The organism is Photorhabdus sp. RM322S (genome assembly GCF_042879395.1).
In the GTDB taxonomy this organism is placed as follows: Bacteria; Pseudomonadota; Gammaproteobacteria; order Enterobacterales; family Enterobacteriaceae; genus Photorhabdus; species Photorhabdus khanii.
Genome location: NZ_JBHFKW010000052.1, coordinates 1 through 26,302 on the forward strand (window position 1 = coordinate 1; position 26,302 = coordinate 26,302).

General features: G+C 42.7%; 28 protein-coding genes and 3 pseudogenes. 8 read left to right on the forward strand and 23 right to left on the reverse strand.

Annotated features, from left to right (window positions below):
* The 3 genes and pseudogenes from ACGF63_RS20215 to ACGF63_RS20225 form a co-directional block, all read left to right on the forward strand.
* Nucleotides 1–939: IS4 family transposase (locus ACGF63_RS20215; RefSeq protein ID WP_387632846.1), on the forward strand; the 939-nt coding region annotated here is incomplete at its 5' end.
* A 10-nt stretch (nt 940–949) separates the two neighbouring features.
* Nucleotides 950–1,105, forward strand: a pseudogene (locus ACGF63_RS20220) (ISAs1 family transposase); the annotation flags it as partial.
* Nucleotides 1,106–1,718: 613 nt separating this feature from the next.
* Nucleotides 1,719–2,861: a Fic family protein gene (locus tag ACGF63_RS20225; RefSeq protein ID WP_132354319.1), complete on the forward strand. Its 1,143-nt coding sequence runs from the start codon at nt 1,719–1,721 to the stop codon at nt 2,859–2,861.
* 80 nt (nt 2,862–2,941) lie between these two features.
* Here ACGF63_RS20225 and ACGF63_RS20230 read toward each other — a convergent pair whose 3' ends face one another.
* From ACGF63_RS20230 to ACGF63_RS20320, 19 genes and pseudogenes are all read right to left on the reverse strand, one after another.
* Nucleotides 2,942–3,442: a DUF3732 domain-containing protein gene (locus ACGF63_RS20230; RefSeq protein WP_387632877.1), complete on the reverse strand. Its 501-nt coding sequence runs from the start codon at nt 3,440–3,442 to the stop codon at nt 2,942–2,944.
* 83 nt (nt 3,443–3,525) lie between these two features.
* Nucleotides 3,526–4,257: a hypothetical protein gene (locus ACGF63_RS20235; protein ID WP_387632848.1), complete on the reverse strand. Its 732-nt coding sequence runs from the start codon at nt 4,255–4,257 to the stop codon at nt 3,526–3,528.
* Nucleotides 4,258–4,738: 481 nt separating this feature from the next.
* Nucleotides 4,739–5,026: a Tox-REase-5 domain-containing protein gene (locus ACGF63_RS20240; RefSeq protein WP_387632850.1), complete on the reverse strand. Its 288-nt coding sequence runs from the start codon at nt 5,024–5,026 to the stop codon at nt 4,739–4,741.
* 126 nt (nt 5,027–5,152) lie between these two features.
* The gene (locus ACGF63_RS20245) at nt 5,153–5,383 is read right to left on the reverse strand and encodes a hypothetical protein (RefSeq protein ID WP_387632852.1); all 231 of its coding nucleotides are present in this window, start codon (nt 5,381–5,383) and stop codon (nt 5,153–5,155) included.
* Between the two features lie 64 nt (nt 5,384–5,447).
* Nucleotides 5,448–5,570 (reverse strand): hypothetical protein, encoded by a 123-nt coding sequence (locus ACGF63_RS20250; RefSeq protein ID WP_387632853.1) that lies wholly within the window; start codon nt 5,568–5,570, stop codon nt 5,448–5,450.
* Nucleotides 5,571–5,615: 45 nt separating this feature from the next.
* Nucleotides 5,616–6,338 carry a hypothetical protein gene (locus ACGF63_RS20255; RefSeq protein ID WP_387632855.1) on the reverse strand — a complete coding sequence of 241 codons (723 nt, stop codon included), beginning with the start codon at nt 6,336–6,338 and terminating at the stop codon, nt 5,616–5,618.
* Nucleotides 6,339–6,350: 12 nt separating this feature from the next.
* Entirely contained in the window at nt 6,351–6,764 is a 414-nt protein-coding gene (locus ACGF63_RS20260) for a Tox-REase-5 domain-containing protein (RefSeq protein WP_387632856.1), read from the reverse strand.
* A gap of 103 nt (nt 6,765–6,867) precedes the next feature.
* Nucleotides 6,868–7,158 (reverse strand): annotated as a pseudogene (locus ACGF63_RS20265) (PAAR domain-containing protein).
* Nucleotides 7,159–7,179: 21 nt separating this feature from the next.
* Nucleotides 7,180–7,902, reverse strand: a complete 723-nt coding sequence (locus ACGF63_RS20270; RefSeq protein ID WP_387632857.1) for a hypothetical protein — start codon at nt 7,900–7,902, stop codon at nt 7,180–7,182.
* A 14-nt stretch (nt 7,903–7,916) separates the two neighbouring features.
* Nucleotides 7,917–8,693 (reverse strand): Tox-REase-5 domain-containing protein, encoded by a 777-nt coding sequence (locus tag ACGF63_RS20275; protein WP_387632859.1) that lies wholly within the window; start codon nt 8,691–8,693, stop codon nt 7,917–7,919.
* Nucleotides 8,694–8,796: 103 nt separating this feature from the next.
* Nucleotides 8,797–8,976, reverse strand: a complete 180-nt coding sequence (locus tag ACGF63_RS20280) for a PAAR domain-containing protein (protein WP_387632878.1) — start codon at nt 8,974–8,976, stop codon at nt 8,797–8,799.
* Nucleotides 8,977–9,109: 133 nt separating this feature from the next.
* Nucleotides 9,110–9,832 (reverse strand): hypothetical protein, encoded by a 723-nt coding sequence (locus ACGF63_RS20285; protein WP_387632861.1) that lies wholly within the window; start codon nt 9,830–9,832, stop codon nt 9,110–9,112.
* Between the two features lie 26 nt (nt 9,833–9,858).
* Nucleotides 9,859–10,620, reverse strand: a complete 762-nt coding sequence (locus ACGF63_RS20290) for a Tox-REase-5 domain-containing protein (RefSeq protein WP_387632863.1) — start codon at nt 10,618–10,620, stop codon at nt 9,859–9,861.
* Between the two features lie 103 nt (nt 10,621–10,723).
* A pseudogene (locus ACGF63_RS20295) lies at nt 10,724–10,990 on the reverse strand (PAAR domain-containing protein).
* Nucleotides 10,991–11,035: 45 nt separating this feature from the next.
* Nucleotides 11,036–11,758, reverse strand: a complete 723-nt coding sequence (locus tag ACGF63_RS20300) for a hypothetical protein (RefSeq protein ID WP_387632864.1) — start codon at nt 11,756–11,758, stop codon at nt 11,036–11,038.
* Between the two features lie 16 nt (nt 11,759–11,774).
* Nucleotides 11,775–12,551 (reverse strand): Tox-REase-5 domain-containing protein, encoded by a 777-nt coding sequence (locus ACGF63_RS20305; RefSeq protein WP_387632865.1) that lies wholly within the window; start codon nt 12,549–12,551, stop codon nt 11,775–11,777.
* Nucleotide 12,552: 1 nt separating this feature from the next.
* Nucleotides 12,553–12,894: a hypothetical protein gene (locus tag ACGF63_RS20310; RefSeq protein WP_036843904.1), complete on the reverse strand. Its 342-nt coding sequence runs from the start codon at nt 12,892–12,894 to the stop codon at nt 12,553–12,555.
* Nucleotides 12,891–13,385 (reverse strand): DUF4123 domain-containing protein, encoded by a 495-nt coding sequence (locus ACGF63_RS20315; RefSeq protein WP_036843903.1) that lies wholly within the window; start codon nt 13,383–13,385, stop codon nt 12,891–12,893. Before ACGF63_RS20315 ends, ACGF63_RS20310 begins: the two co-directional genes overlap by 4 nt.
* Nucleotides 13,385–15,397, reverse strand: a complete 2,013-nt coding sequence (locus ACGF63_RS20320; RefSeq protein WP_387632867.1) for a type VI secretion system Vgr family protein — start codon at nt 15,395–15,397, stop codon at nt 13,385–13,387. The genes ACGF63_RS20315 and ACGF63_RS20320 overlap by 1 nt, the downstream gene beginning before the upstream one ends.
* A gap of 583 nt (nt 15,398–15,980) precedes the next feature.
* Here ACGF63_RS20320 and deoC point away from each other — a divergent pair.
* The 4 genes from deoC to deoD all read left to right on the forward strand — a co-directional run bounded on the left by deoC (nt 15,981) and on the right by deoD (nt 20,241).
* Nucleotides 15,981–16,760, forward strand: coding sequence for a deoxyribose-phosphate aldolase (gene deoC, locus ACGF63_RS20325; protein WP_387632869.1), 780 nt, complete (start codon nt 15,981–15,983; stop codon nt 16,758–16,760).
* Nucleotides 16,761–16,832: 72 nt separating this feature from the next.
* The gene (gene deoA, locus ACGF63_RS20330) at nt 16,833–18,155 is read left to right on the forward strand and encodes a thymidine phosphorylase (RefSeq protein WP_387632871.1); all 1,323 of its coding nucleotides are present in this window, start codon (nt 16,833–16,835) and stop codon (nt 18,153–18,155) included.
* A 70-nt stretch (nt 18,156–18,225) separates the two neighbouring features.
* Nucleotides 18,226–19,449, forward strand: a complete 1,224-nt coding sequence (gene deoB / locus ACGF63_RS20335) for a phosphopentomutase (protein WP_036843898.1) — start codon at nt 18,226–18,228, stop codon at nt 19,447–19,449.
* A gap of 75 nt (nt 19,450–19,524) precedes the next feature.
* Nucleotides 19,525–20,241 carry a purine-nucleoside phosphorylase gene (gene deoD, locus ACGF63_RS20340; RefSeq protein ID WP_036843897.1) on the forward strand — a complete coding sequence of 239 codons (717 nt, stop codon included), beginning with the start codon at nt 19,525–19,527 and terminating at the stop codon, nt 20,239–20,241.
* An 88-nt stretch (nt 20,242–20,329) separates the two neighbouring features.
* On the opposite strand, the gene ACGF63_RS20345 is transcribed toward deoD, so the two are convergent.
* Together ACGF63_RS20345 and ACGF63_RS20350 are read right to left on the reverse strand one after the other, a co-directional pair.
* Nucleotides 20,330–21,484 (reverse strand): PLP-dependent aspartate aminotransferase family protein, encoded by a 1,155-nt coding sequence (locus ACGF63_RS20345; RefSeq protein WP_152963512.1) that lies wholly within the window; start codon nt 21,482–21,484, stop codon nt 20,330–20,332.
* Between the two features lie 21 nt (nt 21,485–21,505).
* Entirely contained in the window at nt 21,506–22,873 is a 1,368-nt protein-coding gene (locus ACGF63_RS20350) for a cystathionine beta-synthase (protein WP_036843894.1), read from the reverse strand.
* A gap of 1,312 nt (nt 22,874–24,185) precedes the next feature.
* On the opposite strand from ACGF63_RS20350, the gene ACGF63_RS20355 reads away from it, so the two are divergent.
* On the forward strand, nt 24,186–24,728 hold the full coding sequence (locus ACGF63_RS20355; RefSeq protein ID WP_387632874.1) for an RNA 2'-phosphotransferase: 543 nt from the start codon (nt 24,186–24,188) through the stop codon (nt 24,726–24,728).
* A gap of 6 nt (nt 24,729–24,734) precedes the next feature.
* On the opposite strand, the gene ACGF63_RS20360 is transcribed toward ACGF63_RS20355, so the two are convergent.
* Both ACGF63_RS20360 and ACGF63_RS20365 read right to left on the reverse strand, forming a co-directional pair.
* Nucleotides 24,735–25,160: a hypothetical protein gene (locus ACGF63_RS20360; protein WP_036843892.1), complete on the reverse strand. Its 426-nt coding sequence runs from the start codon at nt 25,158–25,160 to the stop codon at nt 24,735–24,737.
* Nucleotides 25,160–26,302 (reverse strand): VENN motif pre-toxin domain-containing protein (locus ACGF63_RS20365; RefSeq protein ID WP_387632876.1); only part of this gene is annotated, 1,143 nt, incomplete at its 5' end. The genes ACGF63_RS20360 and ACGF63_RS20365, both read right to left, overlap by 1 nt.

Here is a 26,302-nt window from a genome sequence, read left to right on the forward strand (position 1 = left end):
TTGCCACCCTTACCCAAAAAATTCAGCCAATTTGACGATATCCTCTTGCAGGATGGCAGCTCATTCAACGTTCATCCCGAGTTAGCCGGGGTTTTTCCCTGTCGTTTCAGTCCCTTGAAGGCGGCGGTTGAGTGCCATATGACCCTGTCTTTGTTCAGCCAATTGCCCATCGCCATGACGGTGACCGCAGACACGGCATCCGAGCGGGCTTATTTGCCTGCCCCTCACACCTTACGCAATAAATTGCTGCTGGCGGATGCCGGTTACGTGGATTTCGGGTACTTCGAACAACTTTCCCTGTCCGGGGGGGCATTTATCGTTCGGGGAAGCCAATCGCTTAATCCCCTGATTATCAGCGCCCGAAATGGACAGGGGCGACAATTACCGACACTGGCGGGCAAAAAGCTCCGGGAGATTAGTCGCAAAAAAAACCGTGCTGAAGTGCTGGATTTCACCTGTCGGCGTGGCCGATTCGAATTCCGGGTCATCCGGCGTTGGTTTGCGCAGGAAAAACGCTTTTGTTTTTGGCTCACGCCCTCCCACTTTACCGCCGATGACATCATGGCGGTCTATCGCTGTCGCTGGCAGGTCGAACTGCTGTTTAAGGAATTAAAATCCCACACCAATTGGACAGGCTTTGCAACCGGCCAGAAAGCAATAGCAGAAGGGCTCATCTGGGCAAGTCTGCTGGCGTTGATAGTCCGGCGCAGTCTGGCGAGGCAGTTTTTGCCTTCAGTTTCCTTTCTCAAGGCCGCCAAAAATGTTGATGTCTGGTTGTTGCCGATATTGGGCGCGATTATTCATCATGCCTGGTCGGAAATAGAACACCATCTGGATTGGGCCCTGAAATATCTCGCCAAAAATGCGTTGAAGTTGCCCCAAGGAAAATCCAATAAAAATAATGGGTTGGAGGGTATTTTCGAGAGGCTTAATACTTAAGGTTCAGTGTATGTTAGCGGGTATGCGACATTTCGCTCTGAATATGCTTCGTGCAGAGAACAGTGTAAAAGCCAGTATTCGGCGCAAAACAAAGATGGCCAATATGAGTTGTGAATATTTGGACAAAGTTTTAATGGCCGGCTTTCAAGTGTTGGGCAAGGAATGAACACTCATGATCTTGCCCTGCCCAGAATTTCAGGTTTGGTTCAGATGGTTGTGCATTGATACTACTTATAAAATAGTAACAAAGGATAGAAGTAAGAGTAGTTTTAATTTATTATTTTTTATGAATAGCAGTAATACATATTGCTAATCTGATATGTGAATTTACATCCATTGATTTGAAATTGGTGCCGGACTCGGAATCATATCCACGATTAACGTGCTGTTTGTTATTGGTTTTGTTGGTATTTCTTGTAATCAGCGCCCCCACTAAGGCCCCCATAAAAAATCGCTTTGTTTTTGTGAGGGTTATCACGAAAAATCGGTGTTTTAGCGGTTGGGGGAGCGTTATGTGTGGAGTTAGGTCCACACATAACGGCCTGAACTCCACATATAAGCAGCGTTAAAAATCGTCTTTAAACTAACCCACACTGCATTATGCAGATAACACACCATTCCCCTTCGCATTGAACATCTTTTAAACTTACATTCGATATGTTGGAACAATGGTTTTTGAGATAATTTAAATCGTTGTCATTTCTAATTTATAGATTATATTGGTATTTTTGCTATACTTTTGAGATATCGTCATGCACCAGTTGAGATAACTAAACATCATGGCTCAATTTAGTCACTTTGAACTCTCGCTTCTGAACCCCAGCTTTGACTCCCCTTTGGTTGACGCGCTGACGGAACTGGAGATACTCCGGCATCTGCGGTTGGAAACTGATGTTCACCCTATCCTGTTTGCGCAGTTGAAGGCCGTTTTCCACATGCTGGAAAGTCTTGGTTCTGCAAGGATTGAGGGAAACCACACCACGCTTGCCGACTATGTTGAAAGTAAGGTTGAAGGAACGCAAACTTCGACGAACCAGCTCAAAGAAATCAACAATATTGAAGCTGCGATGGAGTTCATCGACGAATACCTGAGCAACGGCGATGACATAACGGAATATTTTATCCGCGAGTTGCATAGTCTGGCGGTAGTTGGGCTACAACAGGAAGGCGACAGAACTCCTGGCGCATATCGGCAACATAACGTCAGCATCGCTCAGTCTGACCATTTACCGCCGGACCACATCCGCGTTTCTGATTATATGGCGGAACTGACCGCCTTTATTAACCGTGCTGATAAGCCAAAGTATGATCTGATGAAGATTGCGCAGGTGCATCACCGCTTTGGCTGGATACATCCATTTGGCAATGGTAATGGCAGAACGGTCAGGTTGCTGACTTATGCGTTGCTTATCAAGTATGGTTTTAATGTTCAGGCAGGTGGTCGGGTACTCAATCCGACAGCGGTATTCTGCAACGATCGTGAACGCTATTACGCCATGCTTTCGTTAGCCGATAAGGGAACGGAGCAGGGTCTGGAAGAGTGGTGTTTATATGTGCTTTCGGGGATCTCTTCTGAGCTGAAGAAAGTCGACCAACTGACACGCCATGCTTTCCTGAGCGAAAAGATCCTGTATCCGGCTATCGATTTTTCGTCGGAGAGAGGGCTGATAAACCCGCTGGAATCGAAGGTTCTGAAACGTTCTGTTGAGTTAGGGACGATAAAAGCGGGCGATCTACGCACCGTTTTACCTGACCTGAAACCGACACAGGTGACTTATCAGCTTGGTAAGCTGATTGAGCGGGGACTGCTTCAGCCAGTAGGAGAAGGGGCCCGTACCTATACGGCGAAGTTTTCTAACTCGTATCTGATACGTGGGGTGATTAAGGTACTGCGGGAAGAGGGGTTTATTCCTGATTTGTGATGTATACTTTGCTTAATTATATAATGCAGAGGGAAAACTCCCTCTGCTGATAGTTTTTTTAAATAAAATGTCATTATTGTTTATTGAAGCCACTCTTTAGGAATAAGTCCATCACCTTCATCTTTCCAGTTCGCCACTTCATAGGTGTTTCTGACTTGTCCCCATATTGACTCACCGGCATGTTCCAGTACAATAACTTGAAAATTATAACTATTTTCCTCAATAGCATTAGGTAGCATTTCAAAAATTCTTCTGGTCGAAATAATATCATTTTGTCTTGTTATTTTTAGATCCTGATCTGCGCCCATCTTATCTAGTATGTTATCGCCAGATTCAGCACTAGGGAAATAAACCTGACTGGGCTGATCGATAACTAAGAAACTGAAGGGAGGTAGATGGCTGTGATCCTTATCTGATAAATATTCGTGTAAGGCTAGAAATGTAGAAATATGGTATCCCATCCAATTAGCACCACTACCCACTTCCCATAAAAATTCATTTTTACCATATTCTGATCGTTTAAAACTTAAAGTTAGTTCCTTTTTATCAAGATTAATGCTCCGCGGCGTTCTAATCCAAATTTATCAGCATATTTCTCAATAAGAGAATTTATTCTTTTATAAACAACATATTCCTTTTGTTCTTTATTAGATATTCTTAAATATTAATTTAATTGAGGCTCCAATATTTTTATCTTTTCACTTGTATCGTCCGTGTTTTTTACTTTTCTTAAGGATGATAGTGTTTCCTGAATACGGCCAATAAGGACGTAAACCTTATTTAATGAATCATTAGTTGACTTATATATTTTTTCAAAATGAAATTTTTCTTTTCTTACTTTATATAGTTTATCTTGTAGATCTCGTAATTCTTTTTTTAATTTATGAATTTCTTTATCTGCAATAGGATTGTCGGAAAGTATATCTGAAATTGAGTTTAATTTTGATATTTTACGTTCAAGATTATCCACGACACTAGATAATGCGTTGGTTTTTGAACCGCAAGCTATGCATTCACCTTCAGGATATAAGTTCTCTTTTAACCAAGTGAATCCAACAACATGCTCTTTTTCTTTCTTTATTGCTTGAGTAAAATCCTTTCCCCTAAAAGAAAGTTGTTCAAGGTTTCTAATTTTCACTCTCAATGTATCAATTTCCTGCTGAATCTTTTCTCCCTGCATAGTTACTGTTTTTATCCGTTCATTTGTATATTCATAATTTGGCTTTCCTAGTAATTTTTCTATACTCCCTTCAAGGTAAGTTTTATTGATATAATTTAATGATTCTATTTTCTTATCAGAGGACGGAATTTCTGATGAATTTAATAATCCTAATTCTACACATGATTTCCATAAATTATCAACATCAATGTCCCAACTGGCTAAATAACAATTCATAATTATGCTACACATAGACTCTTTCAACTCATTGTTATACATGTAATTATGAGTGCATGAGGTGTAGCACTATTTTGGAAAGTTATTTAGTGCCTTTTTATTAACATCTTGCTCTTTAATTAATGAATTAAGTCGTTTCTGGATATCTATACGCTCTTTCTCATTAATCATATATTCTCGATTAATAATTCCTAAATAGAATTTCATAATACCGATACAGTTGGTCTATTCGATTGATATCTGAAAAGGGCTACTCTGACGTCTGATGAACCGCTTTGTACTATGCATACCACAACCCTTGTTATGTAAGGTGTTGGCAAGGTGTATCACTATTTTGAAAAGTTATTTAGAGCAAAAGGCATGACTCAGGGAGAGAGCATGAGTGTGCACTTATCATTCATTTTGGTTAAATCTTGAACATTCAAGACCCATTAATGACTAGCAAAGTTCATTAATCAATCAATTTTAGTGCGTTAATTAATCATTTTGTGGTTAATAAACGTTCGTGATCTTGCCCTGGCTTTTGGGCTGAGAAAACTCCTTTCCACCACTTTTTAGGTTTATTATCTTCAAAAAACTGGTCATACCGCGCCTTAGCCTCCAAAAACCGACAATACATCGGTCGCCAGCTATCAAACGTTACTTTCAGGCATTGAAACTCCTGAATCATCTGCGCCGCTGGGTCATAGCGGGTTTTGGCAATAAATCGCTGATAGTTAATGGTGATGGTGCTCCAGCGACTGACCTTGCGATATTTCTCACTGGTCACCAGAATAGCCAGACATTCTTCACACGCTTTCTGCTTTTTTGTGCTTTCACCGGCTTCTGTTTTGGCGGCAGTTTTGGCTTGAACCGCAGAGGTATCAACCGGCCCTTCATCCAGGTCATCATCTTCCTAAAAGTCCGCATGGGCTTCCTCGCTCCAGACGATATTTCGATCTTCATCGGTGATTTCAGGACTTATCACAAAATCCGTTTTCTTATGCCGAATAATGCTGTCATCCTCTTCCACTGAACTCTTTTTCCCCGCTTCCATCACCCCAACGGCAATTAATACCCCGGCACAGGCGCTTGCGACGTATTCAGCAGCACCCACTGCGACAGGGGCCAGTAATGGTATTGGCATATTAACGTCTCCTATTCACCTTATTTTTCCAAGATTAATAAAATCTTTAAGCTGTGGTTATGGATTATTCAACCCAATCTTCTTTACCTGCAATAGAAATACCGTTGTAAGTATATTGCTCAATGGCGGTAATCACTTTACCGCCATGATCAGTCATATCACCCAGCAAGATAACGGCTTTTAACATCAATTTCCTCTATCGCTTTACGATTGGCAAATAATATTGTTGCTATTAAATCTCAGTTATTAATGGCAGTAATCCCAGATCCACTAACTGAATTTCAATGTCATTGGATTTATCAATATCGTCATGATTTCTTCCATCAAAAATACCTTTTTTGGTAATAATCAGGGTGCCGGTTTGTTCATTATTTTGATACACAGGGAGCACATCTTCTGCCATAGGCAGAGAGGATTTATCAATAATACGGGGCTGGTAAAGCATCCAACCGACACTGAGACGGTCAGGGAAAACCTGTTTATTCCGTAATGTATATTCGTTGGTTTCGACTTGAATATAAGGGAGGTCACGGCTGGTCACCAAGTATTTGACAAGTTCAATTAACTGGGAAACATCAAGTTGACTGCTGTCAATTTTTAGGTTCAGTTCTAATCTGACCCAGTTAGGGCGTTTTATTGACTGTTTACTATAGCTAATACCACTAGATAGGTTATCCTCTTCGCCATCCCACATATCTTCAATAAGTAATGGAAAATCTTTTTTATAAGATTTTTCAAAATAACTCACCATCTTTTTTGTTGGCCCTTGTTCATCAAATACAATGTGTTTTAGTGCTTCTTTTCGTGAGTAGCCAGTTAAATACCACGTTTTTTTTCGCCCGAAAAAAATATCAGCTTGTCGTGTGATACGAAATAAATCCATTAACGCTGTATTTACGGTAATGGTTTCCTGTTGTTCATAACGTACATTGATTTCTATACGAATTATCGCCATATTTATCTCGGGCTAAACTGTTGCCATCAAATCGGAGCAGTGGGTATAGTGAACACTGATGTTTTTATGTTCAATAAATAGTGTCTTAAAATAAGCACAACTTATCGGCTGTAAAAAATGCCATTCCACATGGGGCGTATTATCTAATACGTCACATACAGCTTGTTGTCGAGCGCCTTGTTTTCTTCCTGCTTTCATCCCTTTCCACCAATTTTTGGGTTTACCCTCACTATCAAAAAACTGGTCATACCGCGCCTTGGCTTCCAGAAACAGGCAATACGCTGGTCGCCAGCCATCAAAGGTCACTTTCAGGCACTGAAACTCCTGGATCATTTGAGTAACCGGGTCATATTTAGTTTTAGCAATAAATCGCTGATAGTTAATCGTGATGGCGCTCCAGCGACTGACCTTACATGGTATTGGCATATTAACGTCTCCTATTCATCTTATTTTTCCAAGATTAATAAAATCTTTAAGCTGTGGTTATGGATTTTGGTTAGAGATTTAAATGTTTCGAATGACATTCTCATTAACGAATAAGCGTAAATTCATGCTGGCTGGCAATTAATGTGGCCCCACAGGTTGTTTGCATTCCTTCAAGCGCAATGGATTTGCCTTTGTATTGCAGAGCGTGTCTCCCCTCGATGATAGGAAAAACCCCTTTACATTGGGGACATTCAACCCAATCTTCTTTACCTGCAATAGAAATACCGTTGTAAGTCTATTGCTCAATGGCGGTAATCACTTTACCGCCATGATCAGTCATATCACCCAGCAAGATAACGGCTTTTAACATCAATTTCCTCCATCGTTTTACCATTGAAAAATAATATCGTTGCCATTAAATCTCAGTCATTAATGGCAGTAATCCCAGATCCACTAACTGAATTTCAATGTCATTGGATTTATCAATATCGTCCTGATTTTCACCGTCAAAAATGCCCTTTTTGGTGATAATTAGGGTACCAATTTGTTGATCATGTTGATAAACGGGAAGGACTTCTTCTGCCATAGGAAGAGAGGATTTATCAATCACTCTGGGCTGGTAAAGCATCCAGCCGACACTTAAACGATCAGGGAAGACTTTATTTTCTCGCCGGGTATAGCCGTTGGTTTCCACCTGAATAGAAGGAGAATCACGGGTAGTAGCCAAATATTTGATCAAGTCAATTAATCGGAAAAGATGAAACTGACTGATGTCAATTGTTAGTTCAAGAGCTAACCAAACCCAGTTAGGTCGAGCCATTTTCATTTTGTAATAGCCTATTCCACTAGCTATATCATCCTTTTCACCGTCCCATATGCTTTCTACAAGAAGGGGAAAATCTTTTTTATAGGATTTTTCAAAATGAGTACTTGCTGTTTCTGTTGGTCCCTGTTCATCAAATATTTTTGATTTTAAAGCATCTTTTCTAGAATATCCTGTTAAAAACCACGTTTTCTTTTGATCAAAAAAAACATTGAGCCGTTGAGTGATATGGAATAAATCCATTAACGCTGTCTTGGTGGTGACGGTTTCCCATTGTTCATAACGTACATTAATATCTATATTAATTACTGTCATTGTTGTATCTCTCTTTAAATAACGCTGCTCAACTCAGAACATGGAGTATAGAAAACACTAATATTATCCATCGTTTCAAGTAACGGCTTAAAATAGCTATAGCTAATCGGCTGCAAAAAATGCCATTCCACATAGGGCGTACTATTTAACAGATCACATATCCCTTGCTGCCTACCTGCTTGTTTAATTGCAGAACGATACCCTTTCCACCATTTTTTTCTATTCCCCCCAATATCAAAAAACTGGTCATACCGCGCCTTAGCCTCCAAAAACCGACAATACATCGGTTGCCAGCCATCAAACGTTACTTTCAGGCATTGAAACTCCTGAATCATCTGCGCCGCAGGGTCATAGCGGGTTTTGGCAATAAATCGCTGATAGTTAATCGTGATGGCGCTCCAGCGGCTAACCTTACGATACTTCTCATTGGTCACTGGAATAGCCAGGCATTCTTCACACGCTTTTTGCTTTTCTGTGCTTTCACAGGCTTCTGTTTTGGCGGCAGTTTTGGCTTGAACCGCAGAGGTATCAACCGGACCCTCATCCAGGTCATCATCTTCCCAAAAGTCCGCATGGGCTTCCTCGCTCCAGACGATATTTCGATCTTCATCGGTGATTTCAGGGCTTATCACAAAATCCGTTTTCTTATGCCGAATAATGCTGTCATCCTCTTCCACTGAACTCTTTTTCCCCGCTTCCATCACCCCAACCGCAATTAATACCCCGGCACAGGCGCTTGCGACGTATTCAGCAGCACCCACTGCGACAGGGGCCAGTAATGGTATTGGCATATTAACGTCTCCTATTCATCTTATTTTTCCAAGATTAATAAAATCTTTAAGCTGTGGTTATGGATTTTGGTTAGAGATTTAAATGTCTCGAATGACATTCTCATCAACTAATAAGCGTAAATTCATGCTGGCTGGCAATTAATGTTGCCCCACAGGCTGTTTGCATTCCTTCAAGCGCAATGGGTTTGCCTTTATATTGCAGAGTGTTGCTCCCCTCTATGATAGGAAAAACCCCTTTGCATTGGGGACATTCAACCCAATCTCCTTTACCTGCAATAGAAATACCGTTGTAAGTCTATTGCTCAATGGCGGTAATCACTTTACCGCCATTGAGCAGTCATATCACCCAGCAAGATAACGGCTTTTAACATCAATTTCCTCCATCGTTTTACGATTGGCAGATAATATCGTTGCCATTAAATCTCAGTCATTAATGGCAGTAATCCCAGATCCACTAACTGAATTTCAACATCATTGGATTTATCAATATCGTCCTGATTTCGGCCATCGAAAATTCCTTTTTTGGTGATAATCAATGTGCCGATTTGCTCATCGTGTTGATAAACGGAAAGGACTTCTTCTGCCGTAGGAAGAGAGGATTTATCAATCACTCTGGGCTGGTAAAGTATCCAGCCGACACTGAGGCGATCAGGGAAAACTTGTTTATTCTTTAAGGTATAACCATTGGTTTCGACTTGAATATGAGGAAAATCACGACTGATAGCTAAATACTTAATTAAGTCAATTAACCTGGATAGACTAAGTTGACTAGTATCAATTGCTAAATTTAGTATTAACCAAACCCAATTAAGGCGAGAGGTTGATGATTTAAAATAATCAATTCCGCTATCTAATTCATCTTTTTCACCATCCCATATTCCATTGATAATAGCAGGGAAATTTTTTCTATACTCTTTTTCAAAGTTTTTTATTGCAACTGCTGTTGGTCCCCGTTCATTAAACACAATATGTTTCAGGGCCTCTTTTCTAGAATACCCCTTTAAGAACCAATTTTTTTTCTGCCCGAAAAAGATATCAATTTTCTGTGTAATATGAAATAGGTCCATCAATGCGGTATTGGGAGTAATGGTTTCCTGTTGTTCATAACGTACATTAAGTTTTATATGAATTATTGCCATGTTGACCTCAGATTGAACTAAAGTTGTCAGAATTGACAGGGGGTATAGTGAACACTGATATTTTTATATTCACTGAACAGTATTTTAAAATAGCCAGAACTGACCGGTTGTAAAAAATGCCATTCCACATGGGGAGTGCTATCTAGTGCATCACAGACAGCCTGATGTCTACGAGCTTGACCTTTAGCGGAATAGGCTCCTTTCCACCAATTTTTGGGATTTCCTTGACTATTAAAAAACTGGTCATACCGCGCCTTAGCCTCCAAAAACCGACAATACATCGGTTGCCAGCCATCAAACGTTACTTTCAGGCATTGAAACTCCTGAATCATCTGCGCCGCTGGGTCATAGCGGGTTTTGGCAATAAATCGCTGATAGTTAATGGTGATGGTGCTCCAGCGACTGACCTTACGATACTTCTCACTGGTCACCGGAATAGCCAAACATTCTTCACACGCTTTTTGCTTTTCTGTGCTTTCACAGGCTTCTGTTTTGGCGGCAGTTTTGGCTTGAACCGCAGAGGTATCAACCGGCCCCTCATCCAGGTCATCATCTTCCCAAAAGTCCGCATGGGCTTCCTCGCTCCAGACGATATTTCGATCTTCATCGGTGATTTCAGGACTTATCACAAAATCCGTTTTCTTATGCCGAATAATGCTGTCATCCTCTTCCACTGAACTCTTTTTCCCCGCTTCCATCACCCCAACGGCAATTAATACCCCGGCACAGGCGCTTGCGACGTATTCAGCAGCACCCACTGCGACAGGGGCCAGTAATGGTATTGGCATATTAACGTCTCCTATTCATCTTATTTTTCCAAGATTAATAAAATCTTTAAGCTGTGGTTATGGATTTTGGTTAGAGATTTAAATGTCTCGAATGACATTCTCATCAACTAATAAGCGTAAATTCATGCTGGCTGGCAATTAATGTGGCACCACAGGCTGTTTGCATTCCTTCAAGCGCAATGGGTTTGCCTTTATATTGCAGAGCGTGGCTCCCCTCTATGATAGGAAAAACCCCTTTACATTGGGGACATTCAACCCAATCTCCTTTACCTGCAATAGAAATACCGTTGTAAGTCTATTGCTCAATGGCGGTAATCACTTTACCGCCATGAGCAGTCATATCACCCAGCAAGATAACGGCTTTTAACATCAATTTCCTCCATCGTTTTACGATTGGCAGATAATATCGTTGCCATTAAATCTCAGTCATTAATGGCAGTAATCCCAGATCCACTAACTGAATTTCAACATCATTGGATTTATCAATATCGTCCTGATTTCGGCCATCGAAAATCCCTTTTTTGGTGATAATCAATGTACCAATCTGTTGATCATGTTGATAAACGGGAAGGACTTCTTCTGCCATAGGAAGAGAGGATTTATCAATCACTCTCGGTTGATACAGCATCCAGCCGACACTGAGGCGATCAGGGAAAACATTTTTATCCCATAAAGTGTAGCCATTAGTTTCTATTTGGATATAAGGACAATCACGGGTAACAGCTAAATACTTAACCAAATTAATTAATCGGGAAATATTGAACTGACCACTGTCAATTTTCAGCCTTAGAGTCAACCAAACCCAGTTAGGACGATCCATTAACATTTTGCTATAGCTGATACCACTAGCTATACGATCCTCTTCACCATCCCATATACCTTCATTAAGACAAGGAAAGTTTTTTTTATGGTTTTTTTCAAAGCCCTTTATTGCTACTTCTGTTGGTCCATGCTCATCAAACATGATATGTTTCAATGCCTCCTTTCTAGAATATCCTTGTAAAAACCAAGTTTTCTTCTGGTTTAAAAAAATATCAATCTGCTGAGTAATATGGAATAGATCCATTAAAACAGTGTTGACAGTAATAGTTTCATGTTGTTCATGATATACATTAATTTCCAGACGAATTATTGACATTGTACCCTCTTTTTCTTTAAGCAATGCCATTTAACTCAGGACATGGCGTATAATGAACACTAATATTTTTATAAATATGAAATATCCTTTGAAAATAACGATAACTAATCGGCTGTAAAAAATGCCATTCTACATTCGGAGTACAGTTTAGCAGATTACATACTCCCTGTTGCCGAGCCGCCTGATCTCGCCCAGAACGTTCACCTTTCCACCATTCTTTGGGACCGCCCTCAATATCAAAAAACTGATCATACCGCGCCTTAGCCTCCAAAAACCGACAATACATCGGTCGCCAACCATCAAAAGTTACTTTCAGGCATTGAAACTCCTGAATCATCTGCGCCGCTGGGTCATAGCGGGTTTTGGCAATAAATCGCTGATAGTTAATCGTGATGGCGCTCCAGCGACTGACCTTACGATACTTCTCACTGGTCACTGGAATAGCCAAACATTCTTCACACGCTTTCTGCTTTTCTGTGCTTTCACAGGCTTCTGTTTTGGCGGCAGTTTTGGCTTGAACCGCAGAGGTATCAACCGGACCCTCATCCAGGTCATCATCTTCCCAAAAGTCTGCATGGGCTTCCTCGCTCCAGACGATATTTCGATCTTCATCGGTGATTTCAGGACTTATCACAAAATCCGTTTTCTTATGTCGAATAATGCTGTCATCCTCTTCTACTGAACTCTTTTTCCCCGCTTCCATCACCCCAACGGCAATTAATACCCCGGCACAGGCGCTTGCGACGTATTCAGCAGCACCCACTGCGACAGGGGCTAGTAATGGTATTGGCATATTAACGTCTCCTATTCATCTTATTTTTTGCAATACTAAGACAATCCTTAAATTGCTGCTCTGGCTTTTGACCGGGGGATTCGAGTGCAGATTTAATTGATGAGGCATACTGAAAGTTGGGATTAAAAGCTACCAGATATAAATAAGACTGGAGCATATTTTGCTCCTGAAAGTTTAATTCCAATAAATAATCATAAGCCGCTTTCAGCCGGTGACTGAGAGACTCATGTTCGGGAACCAAATCTGCATGTTCAGATAAAATTTGATTTTTCATTTTTTCAATAAATTCATCTTTTTCTAATTTATTGAATTTATCGATTTGAACCTGAGTAAATTCAATCATAACATTACTCCTGTTACTGAATAATAAGCGGTATCATATTGATAAATCCATTTATTAATTCCATGAGTAAACGCCGCCAGTTGTTCATCATCGAACGTGTCACGAATTCGATGTAAAACACGAGGATCATAAAAACGGAAAAGCGCGGTCTGTTTTGTCGGCAACTGAATATTTAAATAAGGCACCAGATGCCGGGTCAACTGATCTAATGATAAAGGTGTCGATATCCATGATACAGAAGGAAAGGTATCTTCTAGCATGGATAATTTATCACGCCAATGATGTCCGTATTCCATATCAAATAACCAGGGACCCGCAAACGCAATTTTTGAATCAGGGTAGTGCCGGAATAACGGATTATTTACCCCGGCAATATATTTAATTTTCGCCTGAAAATAGCGTTCATATTGCAGGCCATTTACCAGCGCATAAAGCCGGGTTTCAGGGTGTTCTTCTTGATAGCTCATTAGCTTTTCATTTAATTCCAACATTATGATTGCTTCCTGATAATCGTTGTTGCCCCTTCCAGTTCTGCTTTCAATAAACAACTGATGCACAGCCCCTTGCCCGGTATTTTTGGTATTTGTGTAGGAATATCGACACTCACCTGTTTCATCTCTTTTTGTAACATATCAGGCAATTTCCCTCCCCAACCAGAACCTATACCCGGCACTCCACTACCGAAATTAATTCCTGCACTACTGGTGATACCGCCCGCATCGATTTTGAGAAAATGCCCTGCCGCCTGGAGAGTTAATTCACCGCCTGCATCAATGATCAAGGTGGTTCCTGAACGCAGATGAATTTCATTTCCTCCCTGCATCAATAACGCATCGTCGGCTTTGACATGCAATTTTTTCCCGGTCGAAACGGAGATATCATTATTAGCCAAAACACGATATTCATTATCAACACGTAAATGGGCATCGTGTTTCACATGATGAAGACGATTATTTGCAATATCGACCGTTTCATCATTTAAAATTTGAGTTTTCATATCTCTTTGAGCATGGATAAATACCTCTTCCTGGTCTTTTGCATCCTCAAAGCGCAATTCATTAAAACCTTCCCCTTTGTGAGTCTGGGTTTTAAAGGTAGTTCGGGTTTTTTCGGCAGGTAAATCCAGCGGTGGCCGATTTAAACCATTGTAGGTGCAGCCGGTGACAATCGGACGATCAATATCGCCGTTCAGATAGGAGACGATCACTTCCTGGCCGATACGGGGAACCGCCATAAAACCGTAACCGCTGCCATTCCAGCCCTGTGCGAACCGTATCCAGCAAGACGCGTTTTCATCGGCTTTATCATAACGATCCCAGTGAAAATGGACGCGAATGCAACCCTCTTTGTTGACATAAATCTCTTCCCCTGCCGGGCCAACCACGGTCGCCACTTCATCACCATCCGCCAGCGGTTTGTAACGATAGAGCGCTCGCCAGTTCTTATAACCGGAAATAAAACTGAATTCGTTATGCAGATAACTTCCTGAGCCGCCGCAGGTTTCTTGCAGTGCCTGCGGACACTTGCCGTAATGATGAATGGTCACGATTTGCCAGCGGGTGTTCATTTCATCAACCGGATGTTCGCTGAGGTCAAAGATTTTACCGGGCATCAGTTTAAAACAGTTGCTTTGCCCGCTACCCGCCTGTTGTTGATTCTGGACTGCCTGCTGACGGCGCTGAACAAACGGTTTCGCCTCAGCATCTTTCTGAAAACGGCCATAGCTTTCAAAGATCGAAAACAGGGTTTCTTCCCCCACAACACGCGGATCGACATTGGCCCGGTGTGTCAGGCGGTAAGCGGGATTTTGCGGATTTCGGTCCTTATAGATCACCCGTTGCGGGGTCATGGAGACCCCCAGACGCACTTGATTAACCACATTCATTTCGGTGGCTTGGGCTATCTCAGGGTTGTAGACCAAGGGTAAATTGGCCGTCATGCCTAAATGGCAGTCACTGAAAAACAGTTTGTCGTCTTCAAACCAGAAATTCAGCCCTTCTTCGGCGACTAACCGGGCAAAAAAGTCATAATCGGACTCGCGTTTTTGCGTCACATATTCGCGCGTGTAATGAAACTCATTCAGTTGGGAATCGGCCAGAATATAGTGTTTTTTCAACAAGCTTTTAAGAATTTCCGGGACGCTTTGCCGGTGGTAAATTCGGCTGTCCTGATTCAGGTTCATTCGCCAAAGAGTGGGCCGGACAGTGAGGTAATAAATCGTGCGGTGAGTATGAGAATCACCCCGTACAGCCTGGGCGATAATGCCGCTGACCTGACGTTGTTCAACATCGTTGAAAACCACCCGGAACTTTACCGACTGTAATAACAGTGATCCCAAATCAATATCGGCCCGTTTACTGACCAGAGTTAAGGATAGGGTAAACAGTTCGGACAACTCTTCCTGCAAAGAGAACTCAGCTACAGCAAACGTTTTTTCTGGGAGATCGCCCGCAGTGAACGTAAAGAGCAGTCCGCTTCGTTCTGAATCAAAATCATTAACCATAAGCAATTATTACCTATATTGAGTGATCAGACTGCAATATAACCCAAATGAAATGATTGAAAAAGGATCAATTGTGTTATTTTTTAATCAAAAAACTCAATAAAAAATCTGGATATAGAATGAAGAAAGTACAGTTCGGCTGAATTAATAATGAAAAAACATGTTTCCATATCCAAAATTTTTGTCTGGGAGTGAGTTATATTTTTTATCGTGTATCATCTGTTGGTAAGAAGGTTCAATTTGCAGATAAATCAGAGGGCAAATCTGTTTTAATGTGATTCGTGTCACATATGAAATTATTATCTTGCAAATTACATTGTATTAGTGTGATGTTTAGCTCGATTATTTGAACGTTTAAATGTTCAAATAATAGTATGCCAATATTGTATGAATAAAGGCGAAGCTCGCATTAAGGACCATAAACTGAAGAGAGCATAGTGCGGTGAAAAGGAGTTCAACTGTCGCTGTGGGTATACCATGGTTACATCTTCAAGGAACCAAGTCCGCTCGCCAACAAACAATCGCTTAAAAAATGTGTGGTTTAGGCGTAAAGCCGGCCGCGATAATAACGTTGGAGAGTTTTATGACCGATTTAACCGCAGCAGCGCAGCGTGCGCTGAGTTTGATGGATTTAACGACACTGAATGATGATGATACAGATGAAAAAGTGACGGCACTTTGTCATCAGGCGAAAAGCCCGGCGGGTAACACGGTGGCTATCTGTATCTACCCGCGTTTTATTCCTCTGGCACGTAAAGTCTTGTGTGAACAGGGCACCCCTGAAATCCGTATTGCAACAGTGACAAACTTCCCACACGGTAATGACGATATTGAGATCGCTGTAGCTGAAACCCGCGCGGCGATTGCTTATGGTGCTGATGATGTTGACGTGGTTTTCCCATACCGCGCATTGATGGCCGGTAATGAACAAATTGGTTTTGATATGGTGAAAGCATGTAAAGAAGCCTGCGCGCAAGCGGGTGTTTTGCTAAAAGTCATTATCGAAACAGGTGAACTGAAAGAAGAATCTCTGATCCGGAAGGCGGCTGAAATTTCAATTAAAGCAGGCACCGATTTTATCAAAACTTCCACCGGCAAAGTACCCGTTAACGCCACACTGGCAAGTGCTGAAATCATGATTAAGGTTATTCATGAGATGGGGGTGGGTGAAACCGTTGGCTTCAAACCGGCGGGTGGCGTGCGTACCGCTGAAGAAGCAGCACAATATCTGGCATTAGCTGATCGCATTATGGGTGATAAATGGGCTGATGCCCGTCATTTCCGTTTTGGTGCTTCCAGTTTGTTGGGAAGTTTGCTGAACACTTTGGGCCATCAGGGGCAAAAACAAAGCAGCAATTACTGATAATCATGCACCTACCAGTGAGTGCGTAATGGCTGAATCTTTCCCGATTTTAATCATGATGAGGAGAATGCTTTGTTTCTGGCACAGGAAATTATCCGTAAAAAGCGTGATGGGCATCCACTGAGTGAAGAAGAGATCCGCTTCTTCATCAATGGCGTGCGTGACAATACCGTTTCTGAAGGGCAGATTGCTGCGCTGGCGATGACCATTTACTTCCACGATATGATGATGGGAGAGCGGGTGGCTCTGACTCTGGCTATGCGTGATTCCGGTACGGTGTTGAACTGGCAAAGCCTGAATCTGAATGGCCCGATGGTGGATAAACATTCAACCGGCGGTGTCGGTGATGTCACATCCTTGATGCTTGGCCCAATGGTGGCGGCTTGTGGTGGTTATGTTCCGATGATCTCTGGCCGTGGTCTGGGTCATACTGGTGGTACGCTGGACAAACTGGAAGCGATCCCAGGATTTGATATTTTTCCTGATGACAGGCGCTTGCGTGACATTATTCAGGACGTTGGCGTAGCGATTATCGGCCAGACCAATTTGCTGGCACCGGCAGACAAACGCTTCTATGCAACTCGGGATATTACCGCGACGGTGGATTCTATCCCCTTGATCACCGCGTCTATCCTCGGCAAAAAACTGGCTGAAGGTTTGGATGCATTGGTGATGGATGTCAAAGTTGGCTCTGGTGCATTTATGCCAACTTATAAAGAATCGGAACAACTGGCGGAATCTATTGTTAGCGTAGCTAACGGCGCGGGTTGTAAAACGACTGCGCTGTTGACGGATATGAATCAAGTTCTGGCGTCCAGTGCGGGTAGCGCACTTGAAGTTCGTGAGGCCGTTCGTTTTTTAACGGGTGAATATCGTAATCCACGTTTACTCGAAGTTACAATGGCACTGGGTGTTGAAATGCTGGTATCCGGTAATCTGGCAACAAACCGTGAAGACGCCCGCAATAAACTCCAGTCTGTATTAGATAACGGCAAAGCAGCAGAAATCTTTGGTCGCATGGTCGCTGCACAAAAAGGCCCGGTTGATTTTGTTGAGCGTTATGACCGTTATTTGCCAACCGCTGTTTTCAGCCAACCTGTATTGGCTGAACAGCATGGATTTATCACAGACATGGACACCCGCGCTTTGGGCATGTCTGTGGTTTCCCTTGGTGGGGGGCGCCGTAAGGCAGCAGATCTTATAGATTACAGTGTGGGGCTGAGTAATATCGTTGCTCTGGGTTCAGAAGTGAATGCAGATACTCCCTTAGCTATTATTCATGCCAACAATGAAAACGAATGGCAGGAAGCGGCGGAGGCAGTACGTAAAGCTATCATTTTGGGCATAGAAGCCAAACCAGCCACACCAATGGTTTATCGCCAAATCAGCGAGTAATAACCATACTTATTATTAGATAACGGTGGCATTTCCGCATTGTTAGCGTGACTTGACGCAGGAGAAAATTATGAAACGTACATTCATCATGGTATTGGATTCTTTTGGCATTGGTGCCAGTGAAGATGCCGAAAAATTTGGTGATAAAGGATCTAACACTTTGGGACACATTGCAGAAGTCTGCACCCGTGGTGATGCTGATGTTGGCCGTAAAGGGCCTCTGAACTTGCCGAATTTAAGCCGTTTAGGTTTGGGTAAAGCGGCGGAGGAATCTTGTGGAACTTTCCCTGTAGGTCTGGATAAAAATGCAGACATCATCGGAGCTTACGCTTATGCCAGCGAACTCTCTTCCGGTAAAGACACACCGTCAGGTCACTGGGAAATTGCCGGTGTACCGGTTCTGTTTGACTGGGGTTACTTCAAAGATGAAGAAAACAGCTTCCCACAGGAATTGTTGGATAAACTGGTAGCGCGCGCAAACCTGCCGGGTTATCTGGGTAACTGCCACTCTTCCGGTACGGTCATTCTGGATAAACTGGGTGAAGAGCATATGAAAACCGGTAAACCGATTTTCTATACCTCTGCTGACTCGGTATTCCAGATTGCTTGCCACGAAGAGACTTTCGGTTTGGATCGCCTGTACGAACTGTGCGAAATTGCCCGTGAAGAGCTGACTGACGGTGATTATAATATCGGTCGCGTTATTGCCCGCCCATTTGTTGGTGAAAAAGCAGGTCATTTCCAGCGTACCGGTAATCGTCATGATTTGGCTGTAGAGCCACCGGCTCCAACGATACTGAAAAAATTGGTTGATGAGAAAAACGGCGAAGTCGTTTCTATCGGCAAGATCGCAGATATTTACGCAAACGTCGGTATCACGCAAAAAGTGAAAGCGACCGGTATTGATGCACTGTTTGACGCAACTCTGGTTGAGATGGAAAAAGCGGGTGACAACACCATCGTCTTCACTAACTTTGTCGATTTCGACTCTGCTTACGGTCATCGCCGTGACGTTCCGGGTTATGCTGCTGCATTGGAGCTATTTGACCGACGTTTGCCTGAAATGCTGAAACGGGTGAAAGAGGATGACATTCTGATCCTGACCGCAGACCACGGTTGTGATCCAACATGGCCTGGTACTGACCATACTCGTGAGCATATTCCGGTTCTGATTTATGGACCAAAAGTGAAACCCGGTTCACTGGGGCACCGCGAAACTTTTGCTGATATTGGACAGACAGTGGCTAAATATTTTGATCTGTCGCCAATGGAATACGGCAAACCTATGTTCTAATCCCGATTACTGGCTGCTTGCGGGCAGCCAAATACCACCAAAATAACCAGTAAATAAGAAACAAGGAATTTAATTATGGCCACTCCCCATATTAATGCCGAGATGGGCGATTTTGCAGATGTTGTTCTGATGCCTGGCGATCCATTACGTGCAAAATACATTGCTGAAACTTTTCTGCAAGATGTTCGGCAGGTAAATAATGTTCGCGGTATGCTGGGTTTCACCGGGACTTATAAAGGCCGTCCGATTTCCGTGATGGGACACGGTATGGGTATCCCATCCTGCTCTATCTATGCGAAAGAATTGATCGCCGATTTTGGCGTTAAAGTCCTTATCCGTGTGGGCTCCTGTGGTTCGGTACGTCACGACATTAAATTGCGTGATGTGGTGATTGGCATGGGTGCATGTACTGACTCCAAAGTTAACCGCATACGTTTTAAAGATCATGACTTTGCCGCGATTGCTGATTTCGATCTGGTCCGTAATGCGGTTGATGCCGCTAAAGCAAAAAACATTAAAGCGCATGTAGGCAACATTTTCTCCATTGAACTGTTCTATACACCCGATACACAAATGTACGATGTAATGGAAAAGTACGGTATTTTGGGTGTAGAAATGGAAGCGGCAGGTATCTACAGTGTTGCAGCTGAATATGGCGCAAAAGCACTGACTATCTGTACCGTTTCTGATCATATTCGTACAGGTGAACATGTTATTGCAGAAGAACGTCAGACGACATTTAACGAAATGATTGAAATCGCGCTGGAATCTGTGCTGTTGGGTGATAAATAACCCTCTGCTCTTTATTTTCAGTTGCATAATAAAGAACGGTTTTTAGCTAATGCCAGTCAGTTAAGCGGCTGACTGGCGTTTCTCTCTTTTATTGCGCTGCTTTTTTTAACGCCTGAGCCAAATCTGCGATGAGATCCTCCGCATCTTCTATACCCACTGAAATCCTCACTAACTGTGGAGTAATCCCGGAAGCCAGACGCTTCTCTAACGGAATAGAAGCGTGAGTCATACTAAATGGCTGGCCTATCAAGCTTTCCACTCCTCCCAGACTTTCCGCCAGTGTAAATAATTTCAACTCTTGAATCAGCCGACGGGCATAATCGTCATCACCTTTTAAATGAACAGAAATCATACCGCCAAAGCCCTTCATCTGGCGTTTAGCCAGCTCATGCTGCGGATGAGAAGGGAGACCGGGATAAAAAACAGTTTCGATCTGTGGTTGTTGCGTCAACCAGTGTGCGATCTTTTCCGCACTGTCGATGTGACGCTGCATTCGCAGAGCAAGCGTACGCATTCCACGTAGTACCAGGAAACTGCTAAATGGATCGAGCACGCCACCCACCGAGTTTTGCAGAAAACCGAGTTTTTCTGCCAGGTCTGCATCCTTGCCGACGACGGCCAGCCCGGCGATGACATCGGAATGACCATTAAGATACTTAGTCGCTGAGTGCACCACGATATCAAATCCCAGATCAAGCGGGCGCTGAATATACGGGGAGGCGAAAGTATTATCTGCCACGCTGATGATACCGTGTCGTTGTGCTATTTGCGCGATAGCAGCCAGATCGGCCAGTTTTAGCAGTGGATTAGTGGGTGTTTCCACCCAGATCATTTTTGTATCGGGACGAATTGCGGCTTCGAGACCGGCAATATCATGCGCTTCAACATAAGTGACACGCAAACCGGCGCTACGGCTGCGTACTTTTTCTAGCAGCCGATAGGTACCACCGTACAGATCATCTACTGCTACCAAATGGCTGTCTTTATCCAGCAGCTCCAGCACCGTAGAACTGGCAGCCAGACCTGAACTGAACGCATATCCCCGGCTACCGTTTTCCAGTTCGGCTATCGCGCTTTCCAGCGCATCACGCGTCGGGTTGCCACTGCGGGAATATTCATAACCAGTGTGCTGGCCGGGAGCTGACTGGGCATAAGTTGAAGTTGCATAAATCGCCGGCATTACTGCGCCGGTGTGATCAGGTGTATAGCCGGCGTGAACAGTTTTGGTATCAAACTTGGTCATAGAATTATTCCTGCAAAAAGATCAATTAAGTTGCTGACGCCATGCGTTCAGCACATCTGTACGAGTCACCAGCCCGAGGAAACAGCCATTATCGACTATCAGCGCGACATGTCCGGCATCGAAAGTTGCCATCAATTGTTGCAAAGAAGCGTTTTTATCCAGCGTCTTCACTTGATGAGTCATCGCGTGGCTAACGGGGAGAGTAAAATTGTGTGGATTAGCCTGTACTGTGTGCATCAAATCCCACTCATCAATAATGCCTGCCACCTGTTCATCTTTCAGCACTGGCAACTGAGAAATCTCATACAGGCGCATTCGGGTATGAGCGGTTTTCAATGTATCTTCCGGCGACACAAAAACCGTAGCGCCATCCTGATAGCGGTAGGTGATATAGTCGCTCAGATCGTGCTGTAGCACACGTGACTGGAACCCTTGTTCCAGCATCCAGTAATCGTTAAACATCTTTGACAGGTACTTGTTCCCGCTATCACAGGCTAGTGTAACCACGCGTTTCGGTGTGGTTTGCGAACGGCAATAGCGCAGTGCGGCGGCTAATAGAGTGCCACTAGAAGAACCGGCCAGTACACCTTCCTTTAACAGCAGATCACGTGCACTGGAGAACGCTTCTGCATCATTGACGCGATATGCGTGGTGCACCCGGCTAAAATCGCCCAGAGGAGGAACAAAATCTTCGCCGATACCTTCCACTTGCCAGCTCCCGGCTTCGCCATATTTACCGTGTTCGATATAGTCCACTAGGATAGAACCGTTTGGATCGGCCAGTACAAACTCGGTTTCTGGTGAGACTTGAGCAAAATAATTGCTCAGACCGCCCAGCGTACCGCCGGAACCGACACCGATCACCACGGCATCAACGTTGTGATCCATTTGCTGCCAGATCTCCGGGCCGGTAGTGGCGGTGTGAGCTGCTGAGTTAGCCGGATTATTGAACTGATCGATATAATAAGCGCCGGGAATTTCTTGAGCCAGACGCAGGGCATAATCCTGATAATATTCTGGATGGCCTTTGCTGACATCGGAACGGGTCAGACGCACATCGGTACCTAGTGCACGCAGGTGAAACACCTTCTCCCGGCTCATCTTATCTGGAACGACCAGAATCAGCTTATAACCTTTCAGAGAGGCGACCAGGGCTAACCCGATACCGGTATTGCCGGCAGTGGCTTCGATAATCGTCCCTCCGGGTTGAAGCAGCCCCTGTTTTTCTGCCTGCTCGATCATTGAAAGAGCGACGCGATCTTTAATAGAGCCACCGGGGTTTTGATTCTCCAACTTAATAAATAATTGACACTGACCAGTATTCAGATGCGTTAACTCCAGCAATGGGGTATTGCCAATCATATCGAGAACAGAGCGTGACGTGGTCATATCATCTCCAGATAATCCGTTATATTCAGATAGTTATAAAGGATAACTCTGTAGATATGTTTCTCTGAAAGAATGAATAGCAACCATATATAGCCAAATGGCATATATTAATTTTATTTTGGATGTCGAGATGTGTGGACGTTTAGAAGTGTATGTTTATTAGTTTGTTAAATGAGGTGGCTTTATAAATATTTATCTTAACTTTGTTATTTAATATTTACCTAACCTGACATAATCATTTAAAAGCACGAATACAGAGGTATTAAAGCTTTTATATTAAGGACGGATTTAACTCAATAAATGCAACTTTTCATAATGAGAGTTAATTGTATTTAATTGGAAATCATTAACCATTAATAGAGAGTTGAAAAGAAATCAGTACGTAAAATAATATTATCTGAATCGATAGGTGTTTAAGCGTTTTCTCGCCAGTTATTTTATGAGGGAAATCATAAAAATAACACAATAAAAAAGGGATAAAACGGTTAATTTGGTAGGGTTTAAGCTTTGAAAAAGGGGGGTGATTATCCGAAAAGATAGAAAAATCGAAAAACAGAGTCAGTAAAGATAAAAACAGGTATAATTAGCGTTCGTTAAATGTAAAACACGATATCCGATGATGGTTAAACTTAACAAAAAGCAGGCGCTAAAAGGGGTAAAAGCAACGGTTAAAGCTTTATACCGATTAAAACCATAAGTTAAAAAATGACTTTTAATAATAGCTTAAAGCCTGCCCATCAGATAAATACAATTTTTCAAAAGGAGAATTAATTTTATTTAATCGAAGATCATAAACCATTAATAGCGAGTTGAAAAGAAATCCGCATGTAAAAGAATATTACCTGAATAGATGAGTATTAAAGTGCTTTCTCGCCGGTTATTTTACGAAGAAAACCATAAAATAACGCAATAAAAAAGGGATAAAACGGTTAATCTGGCAGGATTTAAGCCCTGAAAAAGCGGCTAATTATCCGAAAAAACAACATCAGTAAAGATAAAAAGTGGGTATGATTAACGTTAGTTAAACGTAAAAAACGATATCCGATGATGATTAAACTTAATAAAAGGCAGGCGCTAAAAGGAATAAACAGGTAGCCGGTAACGGCTATTCCTACCGCAGCCCTTAACCGGGACAGGCCCAACTTGTACCCGAAGATCACCGTTAAGGGGCGCTGGTTGGAAGAATTAGGATTCATCACCGGGCCGGGCAATCCGTCATCATTACTACGGAAAAAGGCTGGTTGATTATCAGTAAGATAGCAATGTAAAATAATCGCCTCGGTATATAAGACGGGGTCTTTTTGAGACTAATATGAGTAAACAATACGTAGAAGTCAGTAAATTTCTAAGCTATGTTTTACGCCACCAACCTGAAGTTATTGGTCTGACTCTGGATAATGAAGGATGGGCAGATATTAACACTTTGATTGTTTGTGCAGAGAAAGAAGGAAAACAACTAGGTCTGTCACTTATAAAATCTGTTGTTGAAAGAAGTGATAAAAAGCGATTTACGATTTCTGAAGATGGTTTACGCATTCGAGCTGTTCAAGGGCATTCATTACAGCAGGTTGATATTAACTATAAGCAACAGATCCCTCCTGAGCTTTTATACCATGGGACAGCAACTCGTTTTATTGATTCTATTCGTGAGCAGGGATTAATGGCCGGCTCACGCCAATATGTACATTTATCAAGCAATGAGGCTACAGCCGTAGCTGTTGGGCAACGCCACGGTAATCCAATAGTATTAAAGATTAAAGCCCTGTCGATGTACGAGCAGGGCTTTAAATTTTATCAGGCTGATAATGGAGTTTGGCTAGCTAAAACAGTACCTTTTCAGTTTATTTGTGATTAAACACTACTATTCATCAGCTTGTTCTGCTTTGTAACGGGCTGATTCTTCTTCTGCTAAGTTAAACCATGCAGAAAAATTTTCTAAGTTATACCGTTGATCCCAGTTTATATCCTGAGATCTACAACCGTAATCATGAAAATAAACTTTAGGATCCCCACTAATATCATCACCATCAAAGCAGGCTAAAACTACATATCCATCGTTATATAACCCTGACGGATCACTGGCTATTGCAAATGGGATTAATGTCTTATCTTTATATTTGTTCAGCATGGCTCCATAATAGCTTAAGGATGTAGCCATATCACCATAAAGGAAAGTCCACGGTTCTATATTAATGATGGAGTTTTGTGTTGCCAATAGAATGTATTTCTTTGGAAACTTAAACCCCACAGGTAATATTGGACTATCATATAAATATATCTCAGGCATTATTTCTTACCTCTAATTTTAGGTGATTGTTCAGCGCCATAAGGATTTAATTCGCTAAATTTACCAGACTGATTATTAATCCTACCTTGGATAGCTTCTCCCCATGTTTGATATTGTTCCCAATTTCTAGCCTTTTGCATTTCTGGAGTTAGAGGTTCATCAAAACTACGTACTGTAGCTTTTACCTCAATACCAGCCTCTCTGGCCGCACTAATACGAGTATTGTCCATGCTTGTTATTTTTCCATCAGGCATTTTAACAACATCAATAGGCTCTCCTTTCCAACCATTCGTTTTCATACTGTTAACTAAATCATCGTAGGTATATTTTTCACCTGTTGTACGATCAACTTTATTATATGAAACACTGTTCTGGGATAAACGAACTTCACTAGCATTCAGTATTGTTGAACCTGTTGTCCCTTTTCCGGTGACCGGCTCGACCATCTTACCACCTGCTCCCGCCACAGGCAGCTTATTAACAGGTAAAAGCACACCGGCAATAACGCTACTCAATTGCTCCAGTGCTTTTTGATCGCCCTGGTAGGCTTTATTCGCGGTCTTTTTTACTCCGTCCCATGCCTGACCATTGACCAGCGACTGGAGGGCGTTAGCCGCTCCCTGATCTTTCTTCTTCAGGTCATTAATGGCTGTATCGCAATAGGATGCTCCCATCGTACAACTGCCTAATGCTAACGTGGAATCTAGTGCTAGATCGCCTGTAGCAAGAGCGAGATCACCTGCTTCACCCGTTGCCGTTAACACACCATTGACAATCTGGCTGACAGTATTCTCCCCTAAATTCTCCCGGACTTTATTTTTCCAATACTCTGTACTTTCTTTGACGGATTCTCTCGCTTTATCTCCCGCCAGAGAGTTATTCTCCACCGCATTCTTCCCGGCTTGGGCACCAGTAACGGCACTGCCGGTGGAGTCACCCGCAATCCCGCCTGCCAGCCCGGCAGCCAGAGTAGAGAGGGTGCTGATAGTCTGCTTCTCCTCTTCACTTAATTCACTGACTTTAACATTTTCTCCATGAAAGTGCTTAACCAGTGCCTTCGCCGCCAGTTCACCGGAAGCCGCACCTGCTGCCCCGGCCAGTGCATTGTTGCCACTGGCTTCCGCAACTACGGCTCCCAGAAT

Bases quoted from the DNA above. Each gene is read 5' to 3' on its own strand.
- deoD (WP_036843897.1), top strand. From the start codon at position 19,525: ATGGCCACTCCCCATATTAATGCCGAGATGGGCGATTTTGCAGATGTT.
- ACGF63_RS20345 (WP_152963512.1), bottom strand. From the start codon at position 21,484: ATGACCAAGTTTGATACCAAAACTGTTCACGCCGGCTATACACCTGAT.
- ACGF63_RS20285 (WP_387632861.1), bottom strand. From the start codon at position 9,832: ATGGCAATAATTCATATAAAACTTAATGTACGTTATGAACAACAGGAA.
- ACGF63_RS20350 (WP_036843894.1), bottom strand. From the start codon at position 22,873: ATGACCACGTCACGCTCTGTTCTCGATATGATTGGCAATACCCCATTG.
- ACGF63_RS20355 (WP_387632874.1), top strand. From the start codon at position 24,186: ATGAGTAAACAATACGTAGAAGTCAGTAAATTTCTAAGCTATGTTTTA.
- deoC (WP_387632869.1), top strand. From the start codon at position 15,981: ATGACCGATTTAACCGCAGCAGCGCAGCGTGCGCTGAGTTTGATGGAT.
- ACGF63_RS20270 (WP_387632857.1), bottom strand. From the start codon at position 7,902: ATGACAGTAATTAATATAGATATTAATGTACGTTATGAACAATGGGAA.
- ACGF63_RS20245 (WP_387632852.1), bottom strand. From the start codon at position 5,383: ATGCCAATACCATTACTGGCCCCTGTCGCAGTGGGTGCTGCTGAATAC.
- ACGF63_RS20260 (WP_387632856.1), bottom strand. From the start codon at position 6,764: ATGCCAATACCATGTAAGGTCAGTCGCTGGAGCGCCATCACGATTAAC.
- ACGF63_RS20255 (WP_387632855.1), bottom strand. From the start codon at position 6,338: ATGGCGATAATTCGTATAGAAATCAATGTACGTTATGAACAACAGGAA.
- ACGF63_RS20235 (WP_387632848.1), bottom strand. From the start codon at position 4,257: ATGAATTGTTATTTAGCCAGTTGGGACATTGATGTTGATAATTTATGG.
- ACGF63_RS20320 (WP_387632867.1), bottom strand. From the start codon at position 15,397: ATGGTTAATGATTTTGATTCAGAACGAAGCGGACTGCTCTTTACGTTC.
- ACGF63_RS20310 (WP_036843904.1), bottom strand. From the start codon at position 12,894: ATGATTGAATTTACTCAGGTTCAAATCGATAAATTCAATAAATTAGAA.
- ACGF63_RS20360 (WP_036843892.1), bottom strand. From the start codon at position 25,160: ATGCCTGAGATATATTTATATGATAGTCCAATATTACCTGTGGGGTTT.
- ACGF63_RS20275 (WP_387632859.1), bottom strand. From the start codon at position 8,693: ATGCCAATACCATTACTGGCCCCTGTCGCAGTGGGTGCTGCTGAATAC.
- ACGF63_RS20315 (WP_036843903.1), bottom strand. From the start codon at position 13,385: ATGTTGGAATTAAATGAAAAGCTAATGAGCTATCAAGAAGAACACCCT.
- ACGF63_RS20250 (WP_387632853.1), bottom strand. From the start codon at position 5,570: ATGTTAAAAGCCGTTATCTTGCTGGGTGATATGACTGATCATGGCGGT.
- ACGF63_RS20225 (WP_132354319.1), top strand. From the start codon at position 1,719: ATGGCTCAATTTAGTCACTTTGAACTCTCGCTTCTGAACCCCAGCTTT.
- deoB (WP_036843898.1), top strand. From the start codon at position 18,226: ATGAAACGTACATTCATCATGGTATTGGATTCTTTTGGCATTGGTGCC.
- ACGF63_RS20305 (WP_387632865.1), bottom strand. From the start codon at position 12,551: ATGCCAATACCATTACTAGCCCCTGTCGCAGTGGGTGCTGCTGAATAC.
- ACGF63_RS20290 (WP_387632863.1), bottom strand. From the start codon at position 10,620: ATGCCAATACCATTACTGGCCCCTGTCGCAGTGGGTGCTGCTGAATAC.
- ACGF63_RS20300 (WP_387632864.1), bottom strand. From the start codon at position 11,758: ATGTCAATAATTCGTCTGGAAATTAATGTATATCATGAACAACATGAA.